Origin of the sequence: Bacillus sp. RIT 809 (genome assembly GCF_016892495.1) — a bacterium.
In the GTDB taxonomy this organism is placed as follows: Bacteria; Bacillota; Bacilli; order Bacillales; family Bacillaceae_G; genus Bacillus_A; species Bacillus_A cereus_U.
The window spans coordinates 1-24,293 of record NZ_JAFEMR010000032.1; the positions used below are offsets into that span (position 1 = coordinate 1).

A 24,293-nucleotide genomic window follows, 5' to 3' on the forward strand; every position below is an offset into this window, starting at 1 on the left:
GTTTGCGACTTCCTTATGTTAACATCTTCATTTTTCGATGTCAACTAAGTTTTTTAATTTCTTTTTTGTCGTTTTCTGCGTTTCCGCATCAGCGACGGTTATTAATATATCATGTAGAAAAATGAAATGCAATAGTTTTTCTAATAAAATTTTCAACTTAGTAAAAAAGCATAAAAACAGCACCTTTCTTCTATATAAATATAGTTTTTTAATCTGGCATCCATTCAACGAGCAATAATCTCACTTTCTTTTTAATAGAAGGTTTCTCTCCCCTCAAATAAAGAAATAAAAAAAGCTTTGGAGAAATCTCCAAAGCTTAGTCTTGTTTATGGCGCATAGCTGGGAATAATAGTACGTCACGAATAGATGGTGCGTTTGTTAATAACATAACAAGACGATCAATACCGATTCCTAATCCGCCCGTAGGAGGCATACCATACTCAAGAGCTTCGATATAGTCATCATCCATCATATGAGCTTCATCATTACCTTGCTCACGCTCTTTTAATTGAGCTTCAAAACGTTCCTTTTGATCGATTGGATCATTTAACTCAGTGAATGCATTCGCATGTTCACGAGCAACAATGAATAATTCGAAACGATCTGTGAATCGTGGATCTTCATCATTCTTTTTCGCAAGTGGTGAAATCTCTACCGGATGACCGTAAATAAATGTCGGTTGAATTAATTTATCTTCTACTTTTTGTTCGAAGAATTCATTAATAATATGACCAACTTCCATTGTATCCTTAATTTCTACATTATGTTCTTTTGCAAGTTCACGCGCTTCTTCTACACTCATTGGATTCCAGAAATCCGCTCCAGAGTGTTGCTTAATTGCATCTACCATATGAAGACGTGTCCATTCTGGTTCTAAATTAATTTCATAATCACCATATTGGATTGTTGTTGTACCCAATACTTTTTTCGCGATATGAGCAACCATATTTTCTGTTAGTTTCATAATATCATTATAATCAGCGTACGCTTCATATAATTCAATCATCGTAAACTCAGGGTTATGACGAGTTGATACACCCTCATTACGGAATACACGGCCGATTTCATAAACTTTTTCTAATCCGCCCACAATAAGACGTTTTAAATGAAGTTCAATTGCGATACGCATATACAATTCCATATCTAACGCATTATGGTGCGTAGTGAAAGGACGAGCAGATGCTCCACCTGCAATCGCGTGCATCATAGGCGTTTCTACTTCAAGATAACCGTTGTCATCTAAATATCTTCTCATTTCACGAATGATTTTACTACGGGTAACGAACGTTTCACGACTTTCCATACTTGTAATTAAGTCTAAGTAACGTTGACGGTAGCGTTGTTCAACATCTTTTAATCCATGATATTTATCCGGTAATGGACGAAGAGATTTCGTTAAAAGTGTAAATCCTGTTGCTTTTACTGAAAGTTCTCCAACGTTTGTTTTGAACACTTTACCTTCAATACCTACTAAGTCACCTAAATCTGCTGTCGTAAATAACTCGTACTCTTCATCTCCAACAGTATCTTTACGAACATAAATTTGAACTTGCCCCTGCAAATCTTGAATGTGCGCAAATCCCGCTTTTCCTTTACCGCGTTTTGTCATAATACGACCAGCGATAGAAACAGTGATTTCTTTCTCTTCTAATTCTTCTTTAGAGAATTCTCCATATAGACTTACTAAGTCCGTTGTTGAATTTGTGCGTTCAAATCGTTTACCGAACGGATCGATTCCTTGCTCACGTAAATTATGTAGCTTTTCACGACGAACAAGCAATTGGTCGTTTAATTCTTCGTGGTTCATGTTATCCATGATATTGATATCACTCCAGCTCTATTAAATTTTACAATATATACAGTATAGCATTTTCTACTCAACTAGAAAAACTGCCAGCAACCAACTGGCAGTTCTTCTTTCTTTCACGTAATTATAGGAAGTGTATAGAAGAATGTCAATCTCCTATGTCCCCTTATTAACCAACATAAATTGTTTGTTGTTTCGCTTCTACTTCTTCTACAAATGCACCTAATAAATTCGCAAGGTCCTCACGTGTGTTACAAATATTGATACCATTGCGCACACTCGCATTACCACGAACACCTTTTAAATACCAAGCTGCATGCTTTCTCATCTCTCTTACAGCGACATTTTCGTTCTTTAAATCGATAAGACGATCTAGATGCAACATACATACATCAATTTTCTCACGCACTGTTGGTTCCGGCATTAATTCACCTGTCTCTAAATACTTTACCGTACGATAAATCATCCACGGGTCTCCAAGAGCAGCGCGACCAATCATAACTCCATCTACACCAACTTCATCAAGCATACGCTTTGCATCTTGCGGTGTTTCCACATCACCATTTCCGATAACCGGGATATTCACAGATTGCTTTACTTGTTTAATAATATCCCAATCCGCTTTCCCTTCATACATTTGCACTCGTGTACGTCCATGAACTGCTACAGCTTGCCCACCGGCACGCTCAACAGCTCTAGCGTTTTCAACTGCAAAAATATGATCTTCATCCCAACCAATACGCATTTTAACTGTAACTGGTTTTTCAACTGCATCTACAACTGCCGCTACCATCTCATATATTTTATTTGGGTCTAAAAGCCACTTTGCTCCCGCATCACACTTAGTGATTTTCGGTACTGGGCAACCCATATTAATATCAATAATATCTGCTGTCGTATATTTATCTACGTATTTCGCAGCATCTACAAGAGTTTCTTTCTCTCCACCAAAAATTTGTAAACTTAATGGCTTTTCTCTCTCATCGATATATAACATATCTAATGTTCTTTTGTTATTAAGTAATATTGCCTTATCACTTACCATTTCAGCACAAACTAAACCTGCACCAAATTCTTTTACTGTCAAACGGAATGCAGAGTTACACACTCCCGCCATCGGTGCTAGTACAACTGGATTTTTCATCTCAATATTTGCAATCTTTAACACCCGACTTACTCCTTCCTTTACGGTCACTTTGGCATCAATTCGTCTATTGAAACGTTTAATGTTTTAGCGACTTCTACTACAAAATCTTGGGAAGGTGATCTATTGCCCCTCTCAACTTCACCTAAAACCGATACAGATACCCCTAATTCTTTCGCAAAACCTTCTTGCGTATAGCCTTTTAGCTTTCGAAAAGCACGAATGCGTCTTCCCCATTTTTCTGCTTCCATACCGTTACTCCCTCTCGCCTTTTCATTTCTTCTACTTGTGAACGTGAAATGTTTTGTTTTATATCTTGATTAATCTCTAACAACGGAACGATAACAAAAGCTCTTTCGAACATCCGCGGATGCGGAACAATAAGATTCTCTGCTTCAATATTTTCTTGATTATATAGTAAAATGTCAAGGTCGATGGTCCTCGGGCCCCATCTAATTTCCCTTTTTCTTCCTAGGTCATTCTCTACCTTTTGCGTTACTTTCAATAATTCTTGCGGTGATAAATTGGTAGAAATTTTTATAACTAAATTTAAAAAGCAATTTTGGTCAGTATAGCCAACCGGATCAGTTTCATATACAGACGAAACATCATCGACTTGGATATGCTGGTTTTTATTTAAAAACTGAATTGCTTCAGTTAAATAAATATAACGCTCCCCAATATTCGAACCTAATGCAATGTACGCTATATTATTCATGGACGTTCTCTCGTAATTTCTACCGCTACAGCACGATAATGCCCCGGTATCGGCGGATCTGGTTTAATTACCTTAATTGTACATTGTGAAATACCCTCATATTGTTTCAATATATCTGTAGCGATATTTTCAGCGATACTTTCTACAAGCTTATACGTTCTATCTTCAACAACTTTTCTACATAGTTCGAAAAGCTCCCCGTAATTGACAGAATGCTCTAAGTCGTCACTTTCTCCTGCACGTTTTAAATCCAACTCCACCGTTAAATCGACTTTAAATCTCTGACCCAATTTATTTTCTTCCGGGAATACACCATGATAACCGTAAAACTCCATATCATGGATATAAATTTTATCCAATTACTTTGCCCCCTTACCAATCATTGCATCCATCATCTTAGCCATACGCGCCATTTCTTTCACATCATGAACACGGATAAACTCACAGCCCTTTTCAATACCAAGACAAACGGTAGCGCCCGTTCCTTCAAGACGTTCCTCCACTGGTAAATCTAATACATGGCCAATAAAGGACTTTCTTGAAGTACCTAATAGTACTGGGTAACCCAGTACATTTAACTGCTCCAAATTACGCATCGCTTCTAAATTTTGCTCAGGTGTTTTCGCAAAGCCAATACCTGGGTCTAAAATAATATTCTCATCTCGCACGCCCGCATCTTTAGCAATTTTAATACTCTCATACAAATCAGCAATCATATCAGCCATTAAGTTGCGGTAGTTCATATTATCTCGGTTATGCATTAAGATAATAGGCACATCATAATAAGCTGCAACTTCAGCAATCTTCGGTTCCGCCTTCGCTCCCCAAATATCATTAATAATATGAGCACCAGCTTCAATCGCTTGTTTCGCAACTTCAGCTTTATACGTATCAATAGAAATAGGTAGCTTTGCTTCTTTTGACACTGCCTGAATCATTGGAACAACTCGCTTTATTTCTTCTTCTACTGAAATTTTAGCGAAACCTGGCCGAGTAGATTCGCCGCCAATATCAATAATATGAGCACCTTCATTTTTCATTTCTTTCGCATGTCGCACTGCAGCATCTACTTCGTTGTAACTCCCACCATCAGAAAATGAATCTGGCGTTACATTTAAAATCCCCATAATTAATGTCTTTTCATTTAAGTTCAATGTATATTCGCCGCAGCGCAAATCATAATCCCACTTCAAACTACACATCTCCTCTTCGCAATTCATTTCTGCTCCACAATTTCTCTCTCTGCACTCCATAAAGATCCATAAGTCTTTTTGTAACCACTCCCACTTTACCCGGGAAATCTTTCTCCTCTATACGATAAAGGGGGACAATCTCTTGAATAGAGTTCGTTACGAACACTTCATCCGCTGAAAGCAATTCATCTTTTGTAAAGAAACCTTCCTTTACTTCTATATCTAGCTCTTCAGCAGCCTTTATAATAAACGCACGAGTGATTCCGTTTAAAATCCCTGTTTCTAATGAAGGAGTATATAAAATATCCCCTTTAACAAAAAAGAGATTCGAAACAATACCCTCTGCAACATAACCTGTTTCGGTAAGAAAAATACCTTCCTTATTCACAACATTTCCAATTTCGCGTTTCCCTAAAATATTATTTAAATAATGATGGGACTTCAAGCGAAATGCACCCTCTGGTGTATTTCTCACTTGCTTTAACATAACTCCTTCTTTTTCCACTACATTCCCTGGAGCTGCTAAAGGTTTTATAAAAACAATAACAGACGGTTCTTCATATACTTCCGTTTGTAATCCTATTTCATCTATACCCGCCGATACATTTAAGCGCACATATGCATGCTTTAACCTATTCTTAACGAGTAGATTCTTTAAAATAAGCATCACTTCATCTTTTGTCATTGTCCATTTGATTTGCAATATATCGAGCGCACCCATTAAGCGTTCATAATGATCATCCAATAAAAAGGGATGACCATTATAAATACGAAACGTCTCAAAAACCCCAAGCCCATATAGGTAACCGTGGTCATACGGAGAAATTTTCGCTTCACTCGCTTCTACATACGTACCATTTACGTAAATTAACACGATGTCACACTTGGGCTATATTTGCGAATGAAATTCTGTAGCAACTCTTTCCCGTGAGAAGTCATAATAGATTCCGGATGGAATTGTACCCCTTCAATCGGCAACGTTTTATGACGAAGCGCCATAATTTCACCTTCTTCAGTCCAAGATGTTATCTCTAAACAATTCGGTAACGTCTCTTTTTTTACGATAAGAGAGTGATAACGTGTCGCGGTAAATGGATTTGGAATATCAGAAAAAATCGTCTGCCCATCATGATACATTAAAGATGTTTTTCCATGCATCAAACGCTCTGCCCTGACAACATCCCCTCCAAATACTTGTGCAATGGATTGATGTCCAAGACAGACCCCAAAAATCGGAAGCTTACCTGCAAAATATTTAATAACATCCATACTGATTCCCGCCTCATTAGGACTACATGGACCTGGCGAAATCATTAAAAAATCCGGTTTCATATTCTCAATATCCGAAATAGTCACTTCATCATTACGCTTAACAACAAGCTCTTGTCCAAGTTCTCCAAGAAACTGCACTAAATTAAATGTAAAAGAATCATAATTATCAATCATTAATATCATTTCTCTCACCTAACCGTTTCTTCGCTACTTTCTTTTGCACGCCATAAAGCGATTGCTTTTTTTAACGACTCTTTATATTCATTTTTTGGATTTGAATCAATCACAATACCCGCTCCAGCTTGCACATGCGCTTGTCCATCTTTAGCAAGTAGTGTTCGGATTACAATATTCAATTCCGTATCTCCAGAATAACCAATCCAACCAATTGAACCCGTATAAATCCCTCGGCGAACAGGTTCTAATTCTTCAATAATTTCCATCGTACGTATTTTCGGGGCACCGGTAATTGTCCCACCAGGAAATACAGCCTTCACCAAATCGAAAGCATCTTTATCTGCTTCCACCTCACCACGCACATTAGAAACAATATGCATAACGTGTGAGTATTTTTCAATTACCATAAATTCATCTACTTCAACAGTGCCATATTTACAAACACGGCCCAAGTCATTTCGTTCTAAATCCACAAGCATTACATGCTCTGCTCTTTCCTTTTCGTTTTCAATTAATTCTTTCGCTAATTCCTCATCCTCTTGCTCACTTGCTCCTCGAGAGCGCGTACCGGCAATTGGTCTTGTACTCACTTCTTTTCCTTGCTTTTTAATTAGTAATTCAGGCGAAGCACTAACAATTTGAAAATCTCCAAACTCCAAGTAACCCATATATGGAGATGGATTAATTTCACGAAGACTTGTATATATTTCTAGTGGATGTGTTTGTAATGTTCTTTCTTGTCTTGTCGACAAGTTTACTTGAAACACATCACCCGCTCCAATATATTCTTGAATACGTTCAACGGCCTTCATAAAGCCCTCTTCCGTAAAAGCGACTGCTTCATTTTTCTTTTCAGGACATTCAAACGGCATAGTCACTTTGGGTGCTTCTTTCATCCAAAGACCCTTCCATTCATTTAATCGCTCTTCTGCCTCTTCACACTCATCTACATAATGAGTAATAATCCATAATACTCTCTCCTGTTGATCATACACAAACACGTCATCAAATAACAAAAAGAATATGTCAGGTATATTAATATCATCCTTCGCAAGAGAAGAAAGTTTTTCAATATAACGGATACAATCATAACTAAAGTATCCAATTGCCCCACCTTGAAAAGGTGGGTACTCCGGATTATAATCCGTTTTCCATTTCTCCATATACGCTTGCATTAAATCTAGTGGATTCCCTCGCTTTATTGTTTCCTTACCACTTTCACTTATATGTAACGTCTCATTCTTACCCTGAATTACCGCTACTGGATCCAGCCCAACAATGTTATAACGACCACCACGTCCACTTTCTAACAAAATATGTTGCGGCTTATCCTGAGAAAGAAATTTATATTGCTTAAAGAAATCTAACTGATATGGAATAGAAAGCGCTAAAGATTTTCTTCGTTGCATATCAACACCCCGTCTTCTGTTATCCCACCCTCTTAAGCCAATCAACTCAAACTACATAAAATTATTTATATAGAGAATGATTATACTTGAGGGCTAGTGAAAATAAATTAATTATACTACTTCTTATTTTACATGAAGTTTTCTAGTCATTCACTCTTTTCCTTTTTCCAATCAAAAAAGAAAAAGCATCCTTTTTTAAGGATGCTTTTCAAATCACATTCAATTATGACTCAAATTGATAAAGTGGTGTACTTAAATAACGTTCACCGTTACTTGGGATAATAACAAGTACCTTTTTCCCTTTACCTAATTTCTTCGCAACTTCTGTCGCCGCATAAACGACTGCTCCCGAAGAGATACCAACTAAAATACCTTCTTCTCTAGCCACTCTTCTCGCATATTCGAACGCTTGCTCCGTTTTCACTTGAATAATTTCATCATATACCTCTACATCCAATGTCTCCGGAACAAACCCCGCTCCAATTCCTTGGATCTTATGTGGTCCTGGCTTTCCACCAGATAATACTGGTGAATCCGCAGGTTCTACCGCGTAAATTTTGATATCTTTATAAGCTTCTTTCAGCACTTCACCGGCACCTGTAATCGTTCCACCTGTACCAATACCTGCGATAAACGCATCTAATTGATCCCCCATCTGTTCAACAATTTCTGGACCTGTTGTTATACGATGGATTTCTGGATTCGCTTGGTTTTGGAACTGTTGTGGTATAAAGTACCCATGTTCTTCTGCTAATTCAGTTGCCTTTCGAATTGCTCCGCCCATTCCTTCAGGTCCTGGAGTCAATACTAATTCAGCACCGTAAGCGCGTAATAAATTACGACGCTCAATACTCATTGTTTCTGGCATTACTAAAATTGCCTTATATCCTTTAGCAGCTGCTACCATCGCTAAGCCAATACCTGTGTTACCACTTGTCGGCTCAATGATTGTATCGCCCTCTTTTAATAATCCTTTATTTTCAGCATCTTCAATCATAGCTAACGCGATACGATCTTTAACACTGCTCCCCGGATTCATAAATTCTAATTTTAAGTATACATCTGCGCTGTCTGATTCTACGATGCGGTTCAACTTAACGATCGGCGTTTTCCCGATTAATTCTGAAACTGATTGTGCCACTCGCATTCCTGTCACTCCTAACACCGAGTATTTTTATTGGTTTTATCTATATTTAGATTTTGTCAGAAAATTCCCTTTTTGTCAATCTATTTGGGCGGCTGATTCTCCACCTAAACTTCTTTATTACAGGTTCTCAATTAGACTTGTAATATCTTCTTTAGCGAATTTATGTCGTTCATTACAGAAGTGACAGTGAACTTCCGTCTCTTCTTCTTCTGCACGAATTTGTTCTAACTCCGCTTTACCTAAACTAATTAGCACACTTTCAATACGCTCACGTGAACATGTACAATTAAATTGAACATCCATTGTTTCTAGCACTTTCACTTTATCTTCTCCAAGCACTTCATACAGTAATTCTTCTGGAGAAAGACCTTGTTCGATTAATTGTGATACCGGCGGGATTTGTTGCAGACGCTCTTCAATAAATGAAATTGTTTCTTCCTGCGCACCTGGCATAATTTGAAGAATAAATCCACCCGCGGCTAATACGCTATCATCTCCATTTACAAGAACACCAACACCTACAGAAGAAGGTGTCTGCTCAGAAACCGCGAAATAATATGTGAAATCTTCCCCTAGTTCTCCTGAAACAATTGGAGATTGACCGATAAATGGTTCACGCATACCGATATCTTTAATTACCGTTACAAATCCTTCTGTACCTACCGCTTGATATACACGTAATTTCCCTTGTTCCGTTCCTTCAAAATCAACATGCGGATTCGTTACATAACCACGTACATCCCCATTTGCATGAGCATCGACTAAGATAGGACCAATCGGGCCGTTACCCTCTACTTTAATCGTTAACTTCTGCTCGCCTTTTAACATAGCACCCATCATTGTACCCGCAGTTAAAGAACGACCAAGTGCCGCTGAAGCTGTTCTCCATGTATCATGACGTTTTTGCGCCTCACTTACTGTATTTGTTGTACGTACACTATAAGCACGAACCTCTCCATTAAACGCTAACGCTTTTACTAAATAATCTTTCATACTTATTTATTCACCCTTCTCATGTTGTAAATTTGCATTACGTTCATATAACATATACAAACCTTTTAACGTTAAAAACGGATCTACAATATCAATTACATTTGATTCTTCTGAAATTAATTTTGCTAATCCACCTGTTGCAATAACTTTCGGTTCTTGCTTAGCTTCTTCCTTCATACGCTTAACAATACCTTCCACTTGTCCAACGTATCCATAAAGAATACCTGATTGCATTGCACTTACTGTATTCTTCCCGATAACACTACCTGGTTTTGTAATTTCAATACGAGGAAGCTTTGCTGCCCTGCTATATAAAGCCTCTGCCGAAATCATAATTCCTGGCGTAATGACGCCACCCATATAATGCTTCTCTTCGTTAATATAACAATATGTAGTAGCCGTACCAAAATCAACAATAATAAGCGGACTTCCATACAAATGGATTCCTGCTACTGCATTTACAATTCGGTCCGCGCCTACTTCACGTGGATTTTCATATTTAATATTCAAGCCAGTTTTTATCCCAGGCCCCACTACAAGCGGTTTAATTTTAAAATACTTTTCACACATACGCTCTAAAGCGAACATAATTGGCGGTACGACTGAAGACACAATAATACCTTTCACATCTTCAAAAGAAAGACCTTCATGCTCAAGTAACTGCTTTACAAGCATCCCATACTCATCTTCTGTTTTATGACGATCTGTTTCCATGCGCCAATGCTGACGAAGTTTCCCCTCTTCAAACACACCTAGTACCGCATTTGTGTTCCCTACATCCAATACAAAAATCATATTCTCACCACTTATCTTATTTAATCTACATTTGCGCAGTATGTATAAAACTTATAAAAACATCATATCACACATACTTATATAATCAGTTTTTCTATACTCATCATTGTACAAAAAGATTACTCTCTATTTCAATTTTTAATAATAGTTTCATTTAATTTTTTTGCCACTTACATTCATTCCACAAAAAAAAGGAGTGACTATTGTCACTCCTTCGTTTCTTACTTATCTTCTGTATCTTCATCGTCTTTCTTCATATTGATGTTTACTTTCACATCATCTGAAGATGTTGGACGCTCAGGTAATCTGCCATAATCATATAAATGATTAATTTGCTCTGCATCTAATGTTTCTACTTCAAGTAACGTTTTCGCGATAATATCAAGCTTATCTCGTTTTTCAGTAAGAATTTGTTTCGCACGAGCATAACAGTCTTTAATAATTATTTGCATTTCCACATCAATTTCATGCGCGATTGCATCACTGTAGTTTTGTTCTGAATGGAAGTCTCTTCCTAAGAATACCTGACCACCTTGTGAGCTACCAAATTGCATCGGTCCAAGCTTATCACTCATCCCGAATTCTGTAACCATACGTCTTGCAATACCAGTCGCACGTTGGAAGTCGTTGTGAGCACCTGTACTTGCTTCACCAAATACAATCTCCTCAGCTACTCGACCACCAAGTAAACCAGTGATTTTATCAAGTAACTCTGGTTTTGTCATGAAGTAACGATCTTCCTTCGGAAGCATTACCGCATATCCACCAGCTTGACCACGAGGGACAATTGTTACTTTATGAACGATATCTGCTTCATCAAGGACAACACCAATTACAGTATGACCAGCCTCATGGAATGCAACAATATTACGTTCTTTTTCAGAGATAACACGACTTTTCTTAGCTGGACCTGCAATAACACGATCCGTCGCTTCATCGATGTCACTCATATCAATTTTCTTCTTATCTTGACGCGCAGCTACTAAAGCAGCTTCGTTTAATAAGTTTTCAAGATCGGCACCAGAGAATCCTGGTGTACGAGTTGCAATTGCTCTTAAGTTGACATTCTCATCAAGCGGTTTATTACGAGCGTGTACTTTAAGTACAGCTTCACGACCATTTACATCTGGACGATCTACTGTAATTTGACGGTCAAAACGACCTGGACGTAATAACGCTGGATCAAGAATATCAGGACGGTTTGTCGCAGCGATGATAATAATACCTTCGTTTGCACCGAATCCATCCATTTCAACAAGCAATTGGTTCAACGTTTGTTCACGCTCATCATGACCACCGCCAAGACCCGCGCCACGTTGACGTCCTACTGCATCAATTTCATCAATGAAAATGATACAAGGAGCATTTTTCTTTGCATTTTCAAATAAATCACGTACACGGGATGCACCGACACCGACGAACATCTCTACGAAGTCAGAACCACTAATAGAGAAGAACGGAACGCCTGCTTCACCTGCAACAGCACGTGCTAGTAAAGTTTTACCTGTACCTGGAGGTCCTACTAATAGAACACCCTTCGGAATACGGGCACCAACTTCAGCGAACTTACGAGGGTCTTTCAAGAATTCAACTACCTCAACAAGTTCTTGTTTCTCTTCATCCGCTCCAGCAACATCTCTGAAACGAATTTTTTTCTTTTCATCATTGTATAGCTTCGCCTTACTTTTCCCGAAGTTCATAACACGGCTACCGCCGCCCTGAGCTTGATTTAATAAGAAGAAGAATAAAATGAAGATAATGACAAACGGAATGATGGAAGTGAAGAACGTTACCCAAGCACTTGTTTCTTCTGCTGGTTGATACTTAACTTCAGCCCCTTGCGCTTTATCATTAATTTTCTTTTGTAATTCCTCAGTATTTGGTGCATAAGTAACAAATTGTTCTCCTTGGCTAGAAGTCTTGAATTGTCCCTTTACCTCAAACACACCATTTTTCGGTTGAAGCTGCACATTACGCACTTCACCTTTTTCAAGTTGAGTAATGAATTTATCGTAGCTAACTGATGTCGTTTTTTGCGTCGAACCATTAAAATAGCTTACGATCCCAATTACTACTAAGAATATCAGTAAATAAAAGATGGTATTACGGAAGATACGATTCATTCCTAACCTCCTCTCACGGCATAAACACTATAGTAAATCGTAACACAGAAAAAATTTCCTATACAATTGTAACGCCTATATTTAATTAATTTGAGTAAACACTTGGTTTTAATACTCCTACATAAGGAAGATTACGGTACTGCTCTTTATAATCTAATCCATATCCTACAACAAATTCATGAGGAACAGTAAATCCAACATAATCTGCTTTCAGATCAACCTTACGGCCTGTTGGCTTATCTAATAACGTAACAATTTTTACAGATTTCGCTTTACGATATTTAAACAGGTCCACTAAATAGCTTAGTGTAAGACCGCTATCAATAATATCTTCAACGATTAAAATATCGCGACCTTCTACCGAAGTATCAAGATCTTTTAAGATTTTTACTTCGCCTGTCGAAACTGTAGAGTGACCGTAGCTAGATACAGCCATAAAATCCATTTCAAGATATGTATCTGTTCTCTTTAATAAATCTGCCATAAATGGCATTGCGCCCTTTAGTACACCAATCGCAAGAGGTATTGTATTTTTGTAATCCTCTGCAATAACTGCACCTAGTTCGTGCACCTTTTCTTGTATTTGTTCTTCAGAAATTAATACTTTTTCGATATCTTGATTCATCATTTCATTATCCTCCCGGAAGACTCCTTGCTTTTGTAGTGAATAATCATGTATTTACCCTTCTTTGCTAGCTCTTTCGAAGTAGCAAATGCAGATCGTTTCAACAAGGGTACCCAAATAATATTTCCACTTGCGTCACAAACGATCGGCCATTCTTCTCTTTTTTCTTTTGGTACTTTCGCTTCGATAAAAACAGCTTTTATCTTTTTTGTACCATCCATACCTTGCATTGACATGCGATCTCCATTTTCCCTAGACCGAATACGAAGTGGATACGATATATCATTATACTTAGCAACAAATACTGTTTCATTCATGTTACTCGGTATATCTTCGCTCACCTCTGTTACAAGTTTATCCCCATTCGGCAATATAATTGTCCCAGGTACTGATAAATCTTGCGAAAAAGGAGAAACAATTTCTTGTTTAAATCCAAAACCACATTCTTCGTATGTGCGAACAATTTTCAAACCACCTGGAAAATCTAGTGAACCTGAAGGTTGTGCCCGCTTAAAAAATTCAATCACCTTGTCAATATGTATAGAAGAAAGCGAAGATGGAATCTTATGTTCATAAAGATAGTTTAATATTAGTTGAATCCCTCTTCTTTGTAAAGGCATAGACATGGATTCAAAGGCAGGAATTGATAAGCTAATTTGTTTATCGCTTTTTTTTGTAATTACTTTATTCATTTTCTCAAAAGCTAATTCCTGCAAATAAGCCTCATCCTCTTGCATCTGCACGCTAAATTTTTGAAATTTCTCATGCATTTGTGGATTTTCTTCTTTCAAATAAGGAAGGACATATTTACGTAATCGATTCCTTGTATATACTTCTTTTTTATTACTCGGATCTATACGCGGAATAACTTTTAATTTATTACAGTAATCAACAATTTCTTCCTTAGTTACCCCAAGTAACGGCCTAATTAAATATCCATTATGAAAAGATCGCTTCACTGCAATTCCTGCGTATCCTTTCGGAGTACTCCCTCGTACAAGGCGCATTAAAATCGTCTCTACTTGATCATCTCCATGGTGACCAAGAGCTACATATCTCGCATCATATTTCTTCATTATTCTTTCCAAAAATGCATATCTGCATTCTCTAGCTGCAACTTGTGCATTCATTCCATATTGCTGTTGATATTGCGACACATTAATCCTTAGCGTTTCACAAATAACTCCTAGCTCTTTGCAAAGACCCTGTACAAACTGTAAATCCTCATAAGATTCATTACCTCTAAACATATGGTCCACATGTGCTACTACAATTTCGAGCTGTTTTTCTGCCCTTTTTTCTAACAAATAATATAAAAGAGCCAAAGAGTCAGGACCACCAGAAACCCCTACAACAATTGTTGAATGTTTCTTTAATACATCATGCTGCTTTACAAAGTCATCTACTTTTTCAACAAATGCATCTTTCAACTTCGCAATCACCTTTCATTAAACAAGAACAACAACATTAGTTACCTTGTATATAATGGTACAACTTTTACAAACATTGTGCAAAAAAAAGATGTAAAAAATCCACATTTTTATCTTACATCCCTCCTGCATATTTAACAAAGTAATCACATTACCTTTTTAATCAAAAAAACCTAGGCATCTACCTAGGTTTTTTTGATTATTTTATTGCGCCTGCATTCCTACTATCGGAATCGTAGCCCACTTCGGCATATTTTTCTTTACTTTCGCTACCACAATAGTCATATCATCATTTATATAACCATCACCCGAGCGAATTACTTCTTCCATAATAATATCAGCAATTTCCTGTGGATCCTCTGTTTGTAGTTCTTTAATTTTACGTTTTATCCATAATTCGTGATTCTCCACATGTTGCGCTCCCTCAAAAATGCCGTCACTCATCATGATAAGAAGATCACCCGTTTTTAATTGCTCACCAACCACATCAACTTCAACATCTTCAATGATTCCCATCGGCAAATTACTTGCCTCAATTTTCAAAATATTATTTCCGCGTTTAACAAAACTCGGCGTCGATCCAATCTTTAAAAACTTCGCACTCGCATCCCGTAAATCTACCATAGCCAAGTCAAGCGTTGTATACATCTCCTCTGTCGTCCTTAAAGAAAGAATCGAATTGATGGACTTAATCGCTATTTCTTCATCAATACCTGATTGAAGTATCTTTTGTAATAATTTTACCGTTTCCCTACTCTCCATATGAGCCCTTTGTCCATTTCCCATACCATCACTAATCGCAAGTGCATATTTACCAACGCTCAGATCCATCATCGCGTAGGAATCACCTGAAACAAACCCACCACCTTTTGCAGCTGTGGCCAATCCTGTATCAAGAGAATACGTCTTCGCTGAACCAAATGATATTAAACTGTGCCCATTTGGATATGAGGATTTCTCTTCATGCTTAACGACGATATTCTCTTTTAAAATATCTGAAAGCATTGGAGCAACCAACTTCTCACATTCCCCATGTTCATTAGATGCAGCCGGAATCAACATTTCAATATCAATACTTCCTCTATCTAAACAATAAATATCAACATGCTCCACTTCGACACCAAAATCACGAAACGCTTGTAAAATTTGCTCCTCCTGCGCTTGATGGTTCTCTCTTTCTCGTTGTATCTCCTTAGCGAAATCCTCCATCACTTTTGATACACCTAGTAATTGCTCCGCTACAATTCTACGATTTTCCTTCATTTGTTTTCTTAATTTCTGCCCCTCATAGAAGTGATCTAATTCACCCGCTACTAAATCCGTTACTTTCTTCCCTCTCACACAATGCTTGTCCCATTCACGAACTAACTTCCGATTATGCTGCAGCGTTCCTTCTTCTGTTTCACTCATTATTTGTTTCATATAATCGTATGTTTTATCAAAATTAACTACCCAACATTGATCCTTCTTAAAGCATGTTTGACATGTTTTTGCAGTAATTGTACTTAAAAATAAATCAGCTTCTGTTTCTTTATCTTCCTCCTCCACATACCCATATACAGAAAAGCTATTGGACAAAGCAGCAAATACATTAGCAAATTGATTGATTTTGTTCGCTGTAACATCGCGCACTCTTCTTAAATATTGTTGTTGATCTTGTGAATGCTCCTGTGTACCTGGCATAAATTTAGCAATACGATCCATAACAAGCTTCGGTGTTAATAAGAAGAAAACAATTGCTACACCAGATTCAATTAAAGTTGTTACGATACTTGTTTGCTTGTCTACATATAATGTAATTAAGCTTGTACCAATTAATAAACCTAAACTAACTCCTATACGCTTCCCTTCTTTTAACAATCCCCCGAGCAATCCTGAAAAGGCAAGGAGACTAAGTTGAGACAAGCTAGCCACATTCGCTAAACTTAATATTAACCCGGTGACAACTCCTACTGTGGACCCTGTAGCTGCCCCTGCAATAAAGGCAAATACTAATACTAAATATCTAGTAAAAATATGTTGAATAGAAGCATCATAAACAAACCAATCCGTTGTGCCCGTTAAAACAGATGCTAGTAATATAATTAAACAAACAATTTCTTCTGTTTCTAACGCTTGTTGCTTCCCTTTCCTTTCCACTAAAAGCGGAACACTTTGTAAAAATATCATCGTTAATACGAAGCTAAGCCCCGCTTCGATCGTACTGACGAGCAGATCATACATGGTGACGGTTTGCTGTGCAAAATATACAACAACTAAATGTGCGGTTAATGCGGAGATAAATACTTGGAATGGTACAAGTCCAACAGTTTTACGTGTAAACCGACTAAAGAAGATATTATAAATAAAGAAGGTAAAGATAGATGCAAAAGTAAAAAATAAATTGTCTATTGAAACTGAAAGTGCCCCCCCCATTAGGGCTAAAAACGCGAGCGGCATTTTATCTCGCTTCATAACATAAACAGCAGCAAAAAACGGCAATGCAAACGGTAAAATGTTTGTTAATATATATGCTCGTCCCAAAAGAAAACCAATAACAGCAATAATGAATCCCCATCTAAAGAAAACTTGTTCAAACTTCATTCGCAACTTACTCGTCCACTTTATTGTTCCAAGCTGACTTTCATTCATCGCCAATGCACTTGTGTTCATAGTATTCCTTCCTGCTTTAGGCATATTTTTAACACCACCTGCATAGTTTAATTACTGTTATTATAAAAGATGATTATTGGGATTTTTGTCAAAACAACAGTTTTGACTTTTATAATCGTTCGACTTTTTATTCGAAATAAATCTACATATATACATAGTATTTAATTTATTTAAAGAAAGTTGAAAGAATGTTCAGAAAATATAGGGTGATTTTGTAGAAGTATTGTACGTCTTAATTTATATTTAACAAAAAAAGATCATGCAAATTTGCATGATCTTTTTAGATGACCCGTACGGGATTCGAACCCGTGTTACCGCCGTGAAAGGGCGGTGTCTTAACCACTTGACCAACGGGCCGTTAAATTAAATATAGCGGCGGAGGGGATCGAACCCCCGACCTCACGGGTATGAACCGTACGCTCTAGCCAGCTGAGCTACACCGCCATGTCGTCGTATTTAACGGACAATTAGTATCTTACATCAGATACGTTTTAAAGTCAACACATCTCAAAAACTTTTTTTAAAATATATTCTCTCACATAAAAAAGTACCCGAGTAATCACTCTGGGTACCTCTCTATATGTTAAGAATTAAACGGACTTATTATCCGCGACGTGCGCCACGGCCACCACGTTTAGATTCTGTGTTACGCTTTAAAGAAGTTAAACGATCTTCACTATCTTTTAAAAAGCGTGCCATCTTTTGCTCAAATGTTTCTTTTGGAGCTCGTTCGTTACCGCCACCGCGGTTATCTCTGTTGGAAGAACGATTATTATTACGTTGTGGACGTCCAGAACGTTGTTGATCACCACCACGTTGGTATTCACCACGTGGACGATCTCCTTCTGTTTTTTCGCGTTCTTTCGCTTTCTTAATAGATAGGCCAATTTTGCCATCTTTTTCAACATTGATAACTTTTACTTCTACTTGGTCGCCTACTTTTAAGTGATCGTTAATATCTTTCACATAATTATCAGCAACTTCACTAATATGAACAAGACCTGTTAAGCCTTCTGGCAGCTCCACAAAAGCCCCAAAATTTGTAATACCTGTTACTTTACCCTGTAACTTGCTGCCTACCTCGATTGACATAAAAAAAATGCTCCTCCTTAGTGGTTAAAAAGTCAAATTTTACTTTATTATATATAATCCTAAAATACAGTGTCAATAAGACATACTCTACTTAGAAACAGGAAAAATTATCTCCCCTTTTCCGGAGAAGAAATAATCCCTTCTAGCAATCTTTAAAACGTACTCTTCATCATTCAACTTTTGAACTTCATCTTTTAGATTCTTTTCTTTTTTCGTTAATGAATCCAGTTCTTTTTTCATGTCCTTAACTTTCGCTTCTTTTGCTTTAATGGAACTGTTTTGTTGATAAAACGTCACACTAATACTAGCAATAATTGTAAAAGCAAAGACAAGAAAAACCGCTAAACGGCGATAAAGTCGCTTCCTGTTCTCATCCGTTTGTATTATATGTTCTTTAACAGGATTTGGACTCTGTTTTTCGATTGTTCTTTGTCTCAGTTCCCTCATTTCCGAGGTCCCCCTAACTTCTTTTTTATACGCACCCATAATTGGAAGATATGTCCCTTCAATTTTGCTACATATTGCAGGAACCCTACATGCTTCATTATAAAAAGTTTAACACGATTAGGGAGAAGTTTCCATATGAGCGAAGCAATAAACCGAACAGGCGAGAAAAAAACTTTCCATATGAAAAGTAATATCCAAATCACCATTTTCCATAACACATGTCCAATTGAAAGCAGTATACGAAATAAGAATAATATAAATGCAATAAATAGCTGTGCTATAATAATAACAGGTTTTATCATGAGTAGCTGTATAATTCGAACAAAAAATTGTGTTGTTTGTACAAAAATATAGATGAGAAAATTTAACATCTTCATGTATAGTGCTTTCAATAAGCTTTGATATGCTGCAAAACCACATAGTAACGCCAAAAATACATATATACGTAGTTCGGCTTCATTTACACGCAGTAATACATAAAAAACGAATAATGCTTGGACAATCCAAAATAGTATATCATGTATAAATACAAGCCAACGTTTACGCTCTTGGCGTTTTAAAAACCGTTGGTATGTATCTAAAGAAGCACCAATCCAAGCACCCATTCCAATCATTGAAAGCATTGTATACAACTGAATTGTTAGGCTCATTTAAACAACTTACTAAAGAAGCCTTTAGTTTTCTCCCCTTGGTTCTCATCAATATACAGCATTTCATGAACTTTCCCTTTAATTGATACAACACCCTTTTCTACATCTAAATTCTTCATTTGCAAATTTTGACCACGAATTGTTAAAAAACCCATTACAGTCTCAAGTAAAAACTCTTCGCTATCAAAACTCTCTACTTGCTTTACACCAGTAATATCGATTACACGCCTGCCACGCATGATAATATCATGCTCTACAGAAACATTTTGTTGATTAGAAGACATAGGTGAGTAACCATTATTCACGAAAATCCCCCCATAGCTTTATACTAGCTAATAGTAATGTATGAGGGGCTAACCTATTTTAGAACAAGCCTTCTTCCGCTTTCACTTTTTCCTCACGAACGAGACTATACATGTTTGCTGCATCTTCTTTTTTAGTTGTTTCTTTCAATTCATTTACTTTCACAGTTACTATTTTTTGCCCGAAACGAATTGTTAATTCATCCTCTACCTTCACATCTGAACTCGCTTTTGCCACTTGGCCATTAATCGAAATTCTTCCTTGGTCAGACACTTCTTTTGCTAATGTTCTTCTTTTAATTAAACGTGATACTTTCAAAAATTTATCTAGACGCATATCAAATCCCCCTATTAACGCTCTGTTTGTTTTGCCTCTTCCCATAAAATATCTAACTGTTCTAATGATAAATCTTGCATTTCCTTATTCATTTCAGCTACTTTTGCTTCCATGTATAAAAAGCGAGCCATAAATTTCTCATTAGTTGAACGTAACGCTTCTTCTGGATCTAATTTATAATGACGGGCTATATTAACAAATGCAAATAGTAAATCACCAAATTCACCTAGCATCTTTTTCTCATCCATGTTTACAACTTCTTGTTGGAATTCTTGCCATTCTTCTAAGGCCTTCTCTATCATCGGCTGCACATCAACCCAATCAAATCCAACCTTTCCAGCTTTCTTCTGAATTTCATAAGCACGCATTAGCTGTGGCAAGCTTTTTGGAATACCCTCTAAAACAGATTCTTTCACGAATCCCTTTTCTTGTTTTTTAATTTCTTCCCAATTTGCAATCACTTCATCAGCATTATTTACATCCGTATTCCCAAACACATGCGGATGACGACGGACCATTTTCTCAGCTAAAGTCCGAATAATATCATCTATAGAGAACCAACCTTCATCCTCTCCAATTTGAGCATGAAGCATAACTTGTAATAATATATCACCCAGTTCTTCTACTAAATGATCATCATCCTCTTCATCAATTGCTTCTAGCACTTCATATGCTTCTTCAATTAAGTACTTCTTTAAAGATTGATGAGTTTGTTTTTTATCCCACGGGCAACCATTCGGTCCACGCAGTTCCGCAATAATTGCTCTAAGCACATCAAACTGCTGATACAAAGACGCACGTTCCTTAACCGGGGGTACATATACACTCGTTAAATTATTTAACTCCGTTTCATGATCTAACATGTATAACGGTACCTTTTTTACTTGCTCAAATGAAGTTCCTGCAGCTGTTACGATATACACTTCATAATCATCTGGCAACATCTCCATTAACATCAGTTTCACATCTGAAGCAACGAACGCATCATACACTTGGCAAAAGATTAAATGTTGACGTAATTCTAATTGTCCTCTTTCAAATGATGTAGCATCAATTAATTGGAACCCTTCAATCGGATCAATTTTTAGACTTGCAAACATCGGATCAAGGAAACTTTGTCCACCTTCAATTCGCACTTCAATATTTGCTACTTCTCCTTTTTCCAAAAGTAGCTGAACTGTTCTTTCTGCTACAAGCGGATGACCTGGAACAGCATAAATAATTTCTGCACCTTTCGCTTGTTCTAGCAATGTATTCGCGATTGTTTCATATACGATTTCAAATGTATCATGTGCCTCATATACATTATCAAAGGCTGTATACTTTATACCTTCTTGCTCCAATTCTTCTATAACTGGGTGTTCCTTCGTTCTAACAAACATATGGTCCGCTTCTTTTATCTTTCGATATACGCCCATCGTTAACTGATCTAACTCACCAGCACCTAATCCTAAAATAGTAATAATTCCACTCACAACCAGTCACCTCTATCCACTCTTCTTCAATGAACCTTCTTTTTTCTCTTTTTTCATAACGGTTCCTAATTCTTCTTTTGTAAATACACGTAATTTTAAAATTAAAAACATATATGCTAATCCGCCGATAGCTACACCTAACAGCGCTTCAAGCGTCGCAATCCCTCTATGTCCTGTATCAATTACTAATCCAGACATTCGCAATATACGCATAAAGATTATTAATACAAACCCCATACCGATACCACTAATAGCCACACCTAACATATTCCGCCTATCAATAAGCGGCTCCGATACAGCTCGCATAAGTAACACACTATTTAGCAAGGCAATTACAATAAGCGCAACTAAAGTTGCAATTGCAGCTCCCTTCACACCAAAATACGGCATTAATATATAGTTTAAAGCTAGCTTCAAACAACCTCCAAATACAACGAATATTGCTGGTTTTAATGTTTGTCCCACTCCTTGCAAAATAGAAGCAGTTGTAATTGACAATGAACTAAATAAAATAGATAAAGATAAAATCGATAACACATCTGATCCATCACTATTTTCAAACAACATAATATTCGTAGGTTGAATAATACAAGTTAATCCAATAGCAGCTGCAAACCCAATAACAAATGTTATTTTCATTGCTAACTTTACCTTTTCTTGAATAAATGAAAGATCTCCTCTTTCTTTCGCCGCTGTAATAATAGGAATAAGTGACAATGAGAAAGAAGTTGTCACAACAGTACCTAATTGCATAAGCGGGATACTTCTATCATAAACACCTTTTAGTACCTTCGCATTTTCAACTTGCTCTCCCGCACGAATAAGCAAAGTATAAAAGGAAATAGAATCCGCCATTTGTATAAAAATAAGGACTAAATTACTAACACAAATCGCTAATCCCTGCCAAAAAAGGATTCGAATAATCCTTTTTTTATCTCCAATTCTCTTCCAACTTTTAAAGAAAATCGCATGGAAATCATGACGCATATAAAGTAAAAGTACGATAATCCCAATAAGCCCGCCTGCAATTGAACCTAGCATAGCACCCGCACCAACTGTATATAAATCAAATCCATGAGCAATAAGGAATAGTGATAAAAATACAATAATAGAAACACGAATCGCTTGTTCAATTACTTGCGAAACAGCCGTCGGCATCATATTATTGAATCCTTGAAAATATCCTCTCGCTACAGATAAAAATGGCATTAGTAGGAATGAAAACGAAATAACACGTAATAATTTATCTAAATGTATATCGCCCATAGCCGATGCAATTGTTTCGGCCCCAAAGAATAATGTAAAAAAACCTATAAATCCAATTCCTAATAAAAACCAAAAAGATACACAAATAATTTCTTCTGCTTCTTTTTGTTTTCCTCGTTCTAATCTTTCTGCGACCATTTTTGAAATAATAATGGGAAACCCATAAGTGGCTAAAATTAAACAAAATCCATAAAATGGATAAATTTGTTGGTAAATATAAAAACCAACATCACCCGCTATATTTTGATATGGAATACGGTAAAAAGCGCTTAATACCTTTGTAACAAAACTTGCGATTGTTAATATAATAGCCCCACGCCAAAAGGCTTGGTACTTCTTCGCTTCCATACAAGAAAACTCCTTTTTCTATTCTCACCCCTCGTATTATATCACAAAGAAAAACTGTCTCTCCTTCATATTCCTTACATTCACTGACTTCTTTCAACAGCAAAAATACTCAATGAAAAAAGGTAGCAAAGCGCTACCTTCATTCAATGCTTATATCTCCAAATAGTTAATTTCTCAAATAGAAATATCATAATTAGGAAAGATTGCTACTTATAGAAATTACACTTCACTACTGCTCCATTTGTTTCGCTAAAAAGCTTGCAGCTGTATTTACTGACTTATGCTCTACTTCACTTATAATAGCCTCTTTAGAAAAGATAACAACAGCCCCAATTGGATCCCCATTCGCAACAATCGGGCCAATTGTATAGGAGCTGACTTTTTCTGTTACTCCATCAATAATTGAAATTTCACTTTCATCTGTCATAATTACAGACTTGCGCTCTTCCATTGTCTTCTCAATTAAATCGCCAACACTTTTATTTAAGTATTCTTTTTTAGATACGCCTGCTACTGCGATAATAGAATCACGATCGCATACAAGCACATTATGTCCTAAGCTATCATATAAAGCTTCCGTATATTCTTTTGCAAAATTACCTAGTTCACTAATCGGAGAATATTTCTTTAAAATGACTTCTCCATCGCGATCAACAAATATTTCTAGTGGGTCCCCTTCTCGAATACGTAAAGTTCTACGAATTTCCTTTGGGATTACTACCCTGCCTAAATCATCAATTCGACGTACGATTCCAGTTGCTTTCATTCTATGCTGCCTCACTTTCTACTGATGATCAAAGTGGTGAATTTACCTGTTCATGTAAAAATCACCAACTATTAAACATAGTATTTTACACATTAGTTCTTCTATGCACGTCGAATTGTATTTTT

The 24,293-nt window shown here is 36.9% G+C and carries 24 protein-coding genes and 2 tRNA genes; all 26 read right to left on the reverse strand.

What is annotated here, in order from left to right:
- Positions 1–316 precede the first annotated feature (316 nt).
- A complete protein-coding gene (gene lysS, locus JTF23_RS24510) occupies positions 317–1,816 on the reverse strand; it encodes a lysine--tRNA ligase (RefSeq protein WP_071771810.1) in 1,500 nt (499 codons plus the stop codon).
- 160 nt (positions 1,817–1,976) lie between these two features.
- Positions 1,977–2,975 (reverse strand): tRNA dihydrouridine synthase DusB, encoded by a 999-nt coding sequence (gene dusB / locus JTF23_RS24515; protein ID WP_002159621.1) that lies wholly within the window; start codon positions 2,973–2,975, stop codon positions 1,977–1,979.
- A 23-nt stretch (positions 2,976–2,998) separates the two neighbouring features.
- The gene (locus JTF23_RS24520; RefSeq protein ID WP_002009706.1) at positions 2,999–3,202 is read right to left on the reverse strand and encodes a helix-turn-helix domain-containing protein; all 204 of its coding nucleotides are present in this window, start codon (positions 3,200–3,202) and stop codon (positions 2,999–3,001) included.
- Positions 3,154–3,669: a 2-amino-4-hydroxy-6-hydroxymethyldihydropteridine diphosphokinase gene (gene folK / locus JTF23_RS24525; RefSeq protein ID WP_002144510.1), complete on the reverse strand. Its 516-nt coding sequence runs from the start codon at positions 3,667–3,669 to the stop codon at positions 3,154–3,156. Before folK ends, JTF23_RS24520 begins: the two co-directional genes overlap by 49 nt.
- Positions 3,666–4,028, reverse strand: coding sequence for a dihydroneopterin aldolase (gene folB, locus JTF23_RS24530; protein WP_002159624.1), 363 nt, complete (start codon positions 4,026–4,028; stop codon positions 3,666–3,668). Before folB ends, folK begins: the two co-directional genes overlap by 4 nt.
- Complete coding sequence (gene folP, locus JTF23_RS24535; RefSeq protein ID WP_204209989.1) at positions 4,029–4,889, reverse strand: dihydropteroate synthase; 861 nt, start codon at positions 4,887–4,889, stop codon at positions 4,029–4,031.
- Positions 4,864–5,736, reverse strand: coding sequence for an aminodeoxychorismate lyase (pabC, locus tag JTF23_RS24540; RefSeq protein ID WP_204209990.1), 873 nt, complete (start codon positions 5,734–5,736; stop codon positions 4,864–4,866). The genes folP and pabC overlap by 26 nt, the downstream gene beginning before the upstream one ends.
- Positions 5,730–6,317, reverse strand: coding sequence for an aminodeoxychorismate/anthranilate synthase component II (gene pabA, locus JTF23_RS24545; RefSeq protein ID WP_204209991.1), 588 nt, complete (start codon positions 6,315–6,317; stop codon positions 5,730–5,732). Before pabA ends, pabC begins: the two co-directional genes overlap by 7 nt.
- Positions 6,318–6,322: 5 nt before the next feature.
- The gene (trpE, locus tag JTF23_RS24550; RefSeq protein WP_002107316.1) at positions 6,323–7,720 is read right to left on the reverse strand and encodes an anthranilate synthase component I; all 1,398 of its coding nucleotides are present in this window, start codon (positions 7,718–7,720) and stop codon (positions 6,323–6,325) included.
- A 223-nt stretch (positions 7,721–7,943) separates the two neighbouring features.
- Positions 7,944–8,867 carry a cysteine synthase A gene (gene cysK / locus JTF23_RS24555; RefSeq protein ID WP_002107314.1) on the reverse strand — a complete coding sequence of 308 codons (924 nt, stop codon included), beginning with the start codon at positions 8,865–8,867 and terminating at the stop codon, positions 7,944–7,946.
- Positions 8,868–8,984: 117 nt separating this feature from the next.
- Positions 8,985–9,860, reverse strand: coding sequence for a redox-regulated molecular chaperone HslO (gene hslO / locus JTF23_RS24560; protein ID WP_002091564.1), 876 nt, complete (start codon positions 9,858–9,860; stop codon positions 8,985–8,987).
- A gap of 6 nt (positions 9,861–9,866) precedes the next feature.
- Complete coding sequence (locus JTF23_RS24565) at positions 9,867–10,655, reverse strand: type III pantothenate kinase (RefSeq protein WP_002107309.1); 789 nt, start codon at positions 10,653–10,655, stop codon at positions 9,867–9,869.
- Positions 10,656–10,876: 221 nt separating this feature from the next.
- Positions 10,877–12,778: an ATP-dependent zinc metalloprotease FtsH gene (gene ftsH / locus JTF23_RS24570; RefSeq protein ID WP_002091565.1), complete on the reverse strand. Its 1,902-nt coding sequence runs from the start codon at positions 12,776–12,778 to the stop codon at positions 10,877–10,879.
- An 85-nt stretch (positions 12,779–12,863) separates the two neighbouring features.
- The gene (hpt, locus tag JTF23_RS24575; protein WP_002107307.1) at positions 12,864–13,406 is read right to left on the reverse strand and encodes a hypoxanthine phosphoribosyltransferase; all 543 of its coding nucleotides are present in this window, start codon (positions 13,404–13,406) and stop codon (positions 12,864–12,866) included.
- Positions 13,403–14,833 (reverse strand): tRNA lysidine(34) synthetase TilS, encoded by a 1,431-nt coding sequence (gene tilS / locus JTF23_RS24580; protein ID WP_204209992.1) that lies wholly within the window; start codon positions 14,831–14,833, stop codon positions 13,403–13,405. The genes hpt and tilS overlap by 4 nt, the downstream gene beginning before the upstream one ends.
- Positions 14,834–15,037: 204 nt before the next feature.
- A complete protein-coding gene (spoIIE, locus tag JTF23_RS24585) occupies positions 15,038–17,509 on the reverse strand; it encodes a stage II sporulation protein E (RefSeq protein ID WP_002107303.1) in 2,472 nt (823 codons plus the stop codon).
- Positions 17,510–17,770: 261 nt separating this feature from the next.
- Positions 17,771–17,842 (reverse strand) — tRNA-Glu (locus JTF23_RS24590).
- Between the two features lie 13 nt (positions 17,843–17,855).
- Positions 17,856–17,929 (reverse strand) — tRNA-Met (locus JTF23_RS24595).
- A gap of 159 nt (positions 17,930–18,088) precedes the next feature.
- On the reverse strand, positions 18,089–18,577 hold the full coding sequence (locus JTF23_RS24600; protein WP_002063394.1) for a S1 domain-containing RNA-binding protein: 489 nt from the start codon (positions 18,575–18,577) through the stop codon (positions 18,089–18,091).
- An 87-nt stretch (positions 18,578–18,664) separates the two neighbouring features.
- Positions 18,665–19,024: a cell division protein DivIC gene (gene divIC, locus JTF23_RS24605; RefSeq protein WP_002124547.1), complete on the reverse strand. Its 360-nt coding sequence runs from the start codon at positions 19,022–19,024 to the stop codon at positions 18,665–18,667.
- On the reverse strand, positions 19,021–19,674 hold the full coding sequence (gene yabQ, locus JTF23_RS24610; RefSeq protein WP_002091573.1) for a spore cortex biosynthesis protein YabQ: 654 nt from the start codon (positions 19,672–19,674) through the stop codon (positions 19,021–19,023). Before yabQ ends, divIC begins: the two co-directional genes overlap by 4 nt.
- Complete coding sequence (gene yabP / locus JTF23_RS24615) at positions 19,671–19,979, reverse strand: sporulation protein YabP (RefSeq protein ID WP_001059101.1); 309 nt, start codon at positions 19,977–19,979, stop codon at positions 19,671–19,673. The genes yabQ and yabP overlap by 4 nt, the downstream gene beginning before the upstream one ends.
- Positions 19,980–20,037: 58 nt before the next feature.
- Positions 20,038–20,313 carry an RNA-binding S4 domain-containing protein gene (locus tag JTF23_RS24620; protein ID WP_002009677.1) on the reverse strand — a complete coding sequence of 92 codons (276 nt, stop codon included), beginning with the start codon at positions 20,311–20,313 and terminating at the stop codon, positions 20,038–20,040.
- Positions 20,314–20,327: 14 nt separating this feature from the next.
- Positions 20,328–21,788: a bifunctional methyltransferase/pyrophosphohydrolase YabN gene (gene yabN, locus JTF23_RS24625; protein WP_204209993.1), complete on the reverse strand. Its 1,461-nt coding sequence runs from the start codon at positions 21,786–21,788 to the stop codon at positions 20,328–20,330.
- Positions 21,789–21,800: 12 nt separating this feature from the next.
- Complete coding sequence (locus tag JTF23_RS24630; RefSeq protein ID WP_204209994.1) at positions 21,801–23,402, reverse strand: putative polysaccharide biosynthesis protein; 1,602 nt, start codon at positions 23,400–23,402, stop codon at positions 21,801–21,803.
- A gap of 229 nt (positions 23,403–23,631) precedes the next feature.
- Complete coding sequence (spoVT, locus tag JTF23_RS24635) at positions 23,632–24,168, reverse strand: stage V sporulation protein T (protein WP_000648312.1); 537 nt, start codon at positions 24,166–24,168, stop codon at positions 23,632–23,634.
- Positions 24,169–24,293: the final 125 nt, after the last annotated feature.

Coding starts and splice junctions, on each gene's coding strand:
- lysS (WP_071771810.1), bottom strand. CDS start 1,816: ATGGATAACATGAACCACGAAGAATTAAACGACCAATTGCTTGTTCGT.
- JTF23_RS24520 (WP_002009706.1), bottom strand. CDS start 3,202: ATGGAAGCAGAAAAATGGGGAAGACGCATTCGTGCTTTTCGAAAGCTA.
- folK (WP_002144510.1), bottom strand. CDS start 3,669: ATGAATAATATAGCGTACATTGCATTAGGTTCGAATATTGGGGAGCGT.
- folP (WP_204209989.1), bottom strand. CDS start 4,889: ATGAATTGCGAAGAGGAGATGTGTAGTTTGAAGTGGGATTATGATTTG.
- pabA (WP_204209991.1), bottom strand. CDS start 6,317: ATGATATTAATGATTGATAATTATGATTCTTTTACATTTAATTTAGTG.
- trpE (WP_002107316.1), bottom strand. CDS start 7,720: ATGCAACGAAGAAAATCTTTAGCGCTTTCTATTCCATATCAGTTAGAT.
- cysK (WP_002107314.1), bottom strand. CDS start 8,867: ATGCGAGTGGCACAATCAGTTTCAGAATTAATCGGGAAAACGCCGATC.
- hslO (WP_002091564.1), bottom strand. CDS start 9,860: ATGAAAGATTATTTAGTAAAAGCGTTAGCGTTTAATGGAGAGGTTCGT.
- JTF23_RS24565 (WP_002107309.1), bottom strand. CDS start 10,655: ATGATTTTTGTATTGGATGTAGGGAACACAAATGCGGTACTAGGTGTG.
- ftsH (WP_002091565.1), bottom strand. CDS start 12,778: ATGAATCGTATCTTCCGTAATACCATCTTTTATTTACTGATATTCTTA.
- hpt (WP_002107307.1), bottom strand. CDS start 13,406: ATGATGAATCAAGATATCGAAAAAGTATTAATTTCTGAAGAACAAATA.
- spoIIE (WP_002107303.1), bottom strand. CDS start 17,509: ATGCCTAAAGCAGGAAGGAATACTATGAACACAAGTGCATTGGCGATG.
- JTF23_RS24600 (WP_002063394.1), bottom strand. CDS start 18,577: ATGTCAATCGAGGTAGGCAGCAAGTTACAGGGTAAAGTAACAGGTATT.
- divIC (WP_002124547.1), bottom strand. CDS start 19,024: ATGAGGGAACTGAGACAAAGAACAATCGAAAAACAGAGTCCAAATCCT.
- yabQ (WP_002091573.1), bottom strand. CDS start 19,674: ATGAGCCTAACAATTCAGTTGTATACAATGCTTTCAATGATTGGAATG.
- JTF23_RS24620 (WP_002009677.1), bottom strand. CDS start 20,313: ATGCGTCTAGATAAATTTTTGAAAGTATCACGTTTAATTAAAAGAAGA.
- JTF23_RS24630 (WP_204209994.1), bottom strand. CDS start 23,402: ATGGAAGCGAAGAAGTACCAAGCCTTTTGGCGTGGGGCTATTATATTA.
- spoVT (WP_000648312.1), bottom strand. CDS start 24,168: ATGAAAGCAACTGGAATCGTACGTCGAATTGATGATTTAGGCAGGGTA.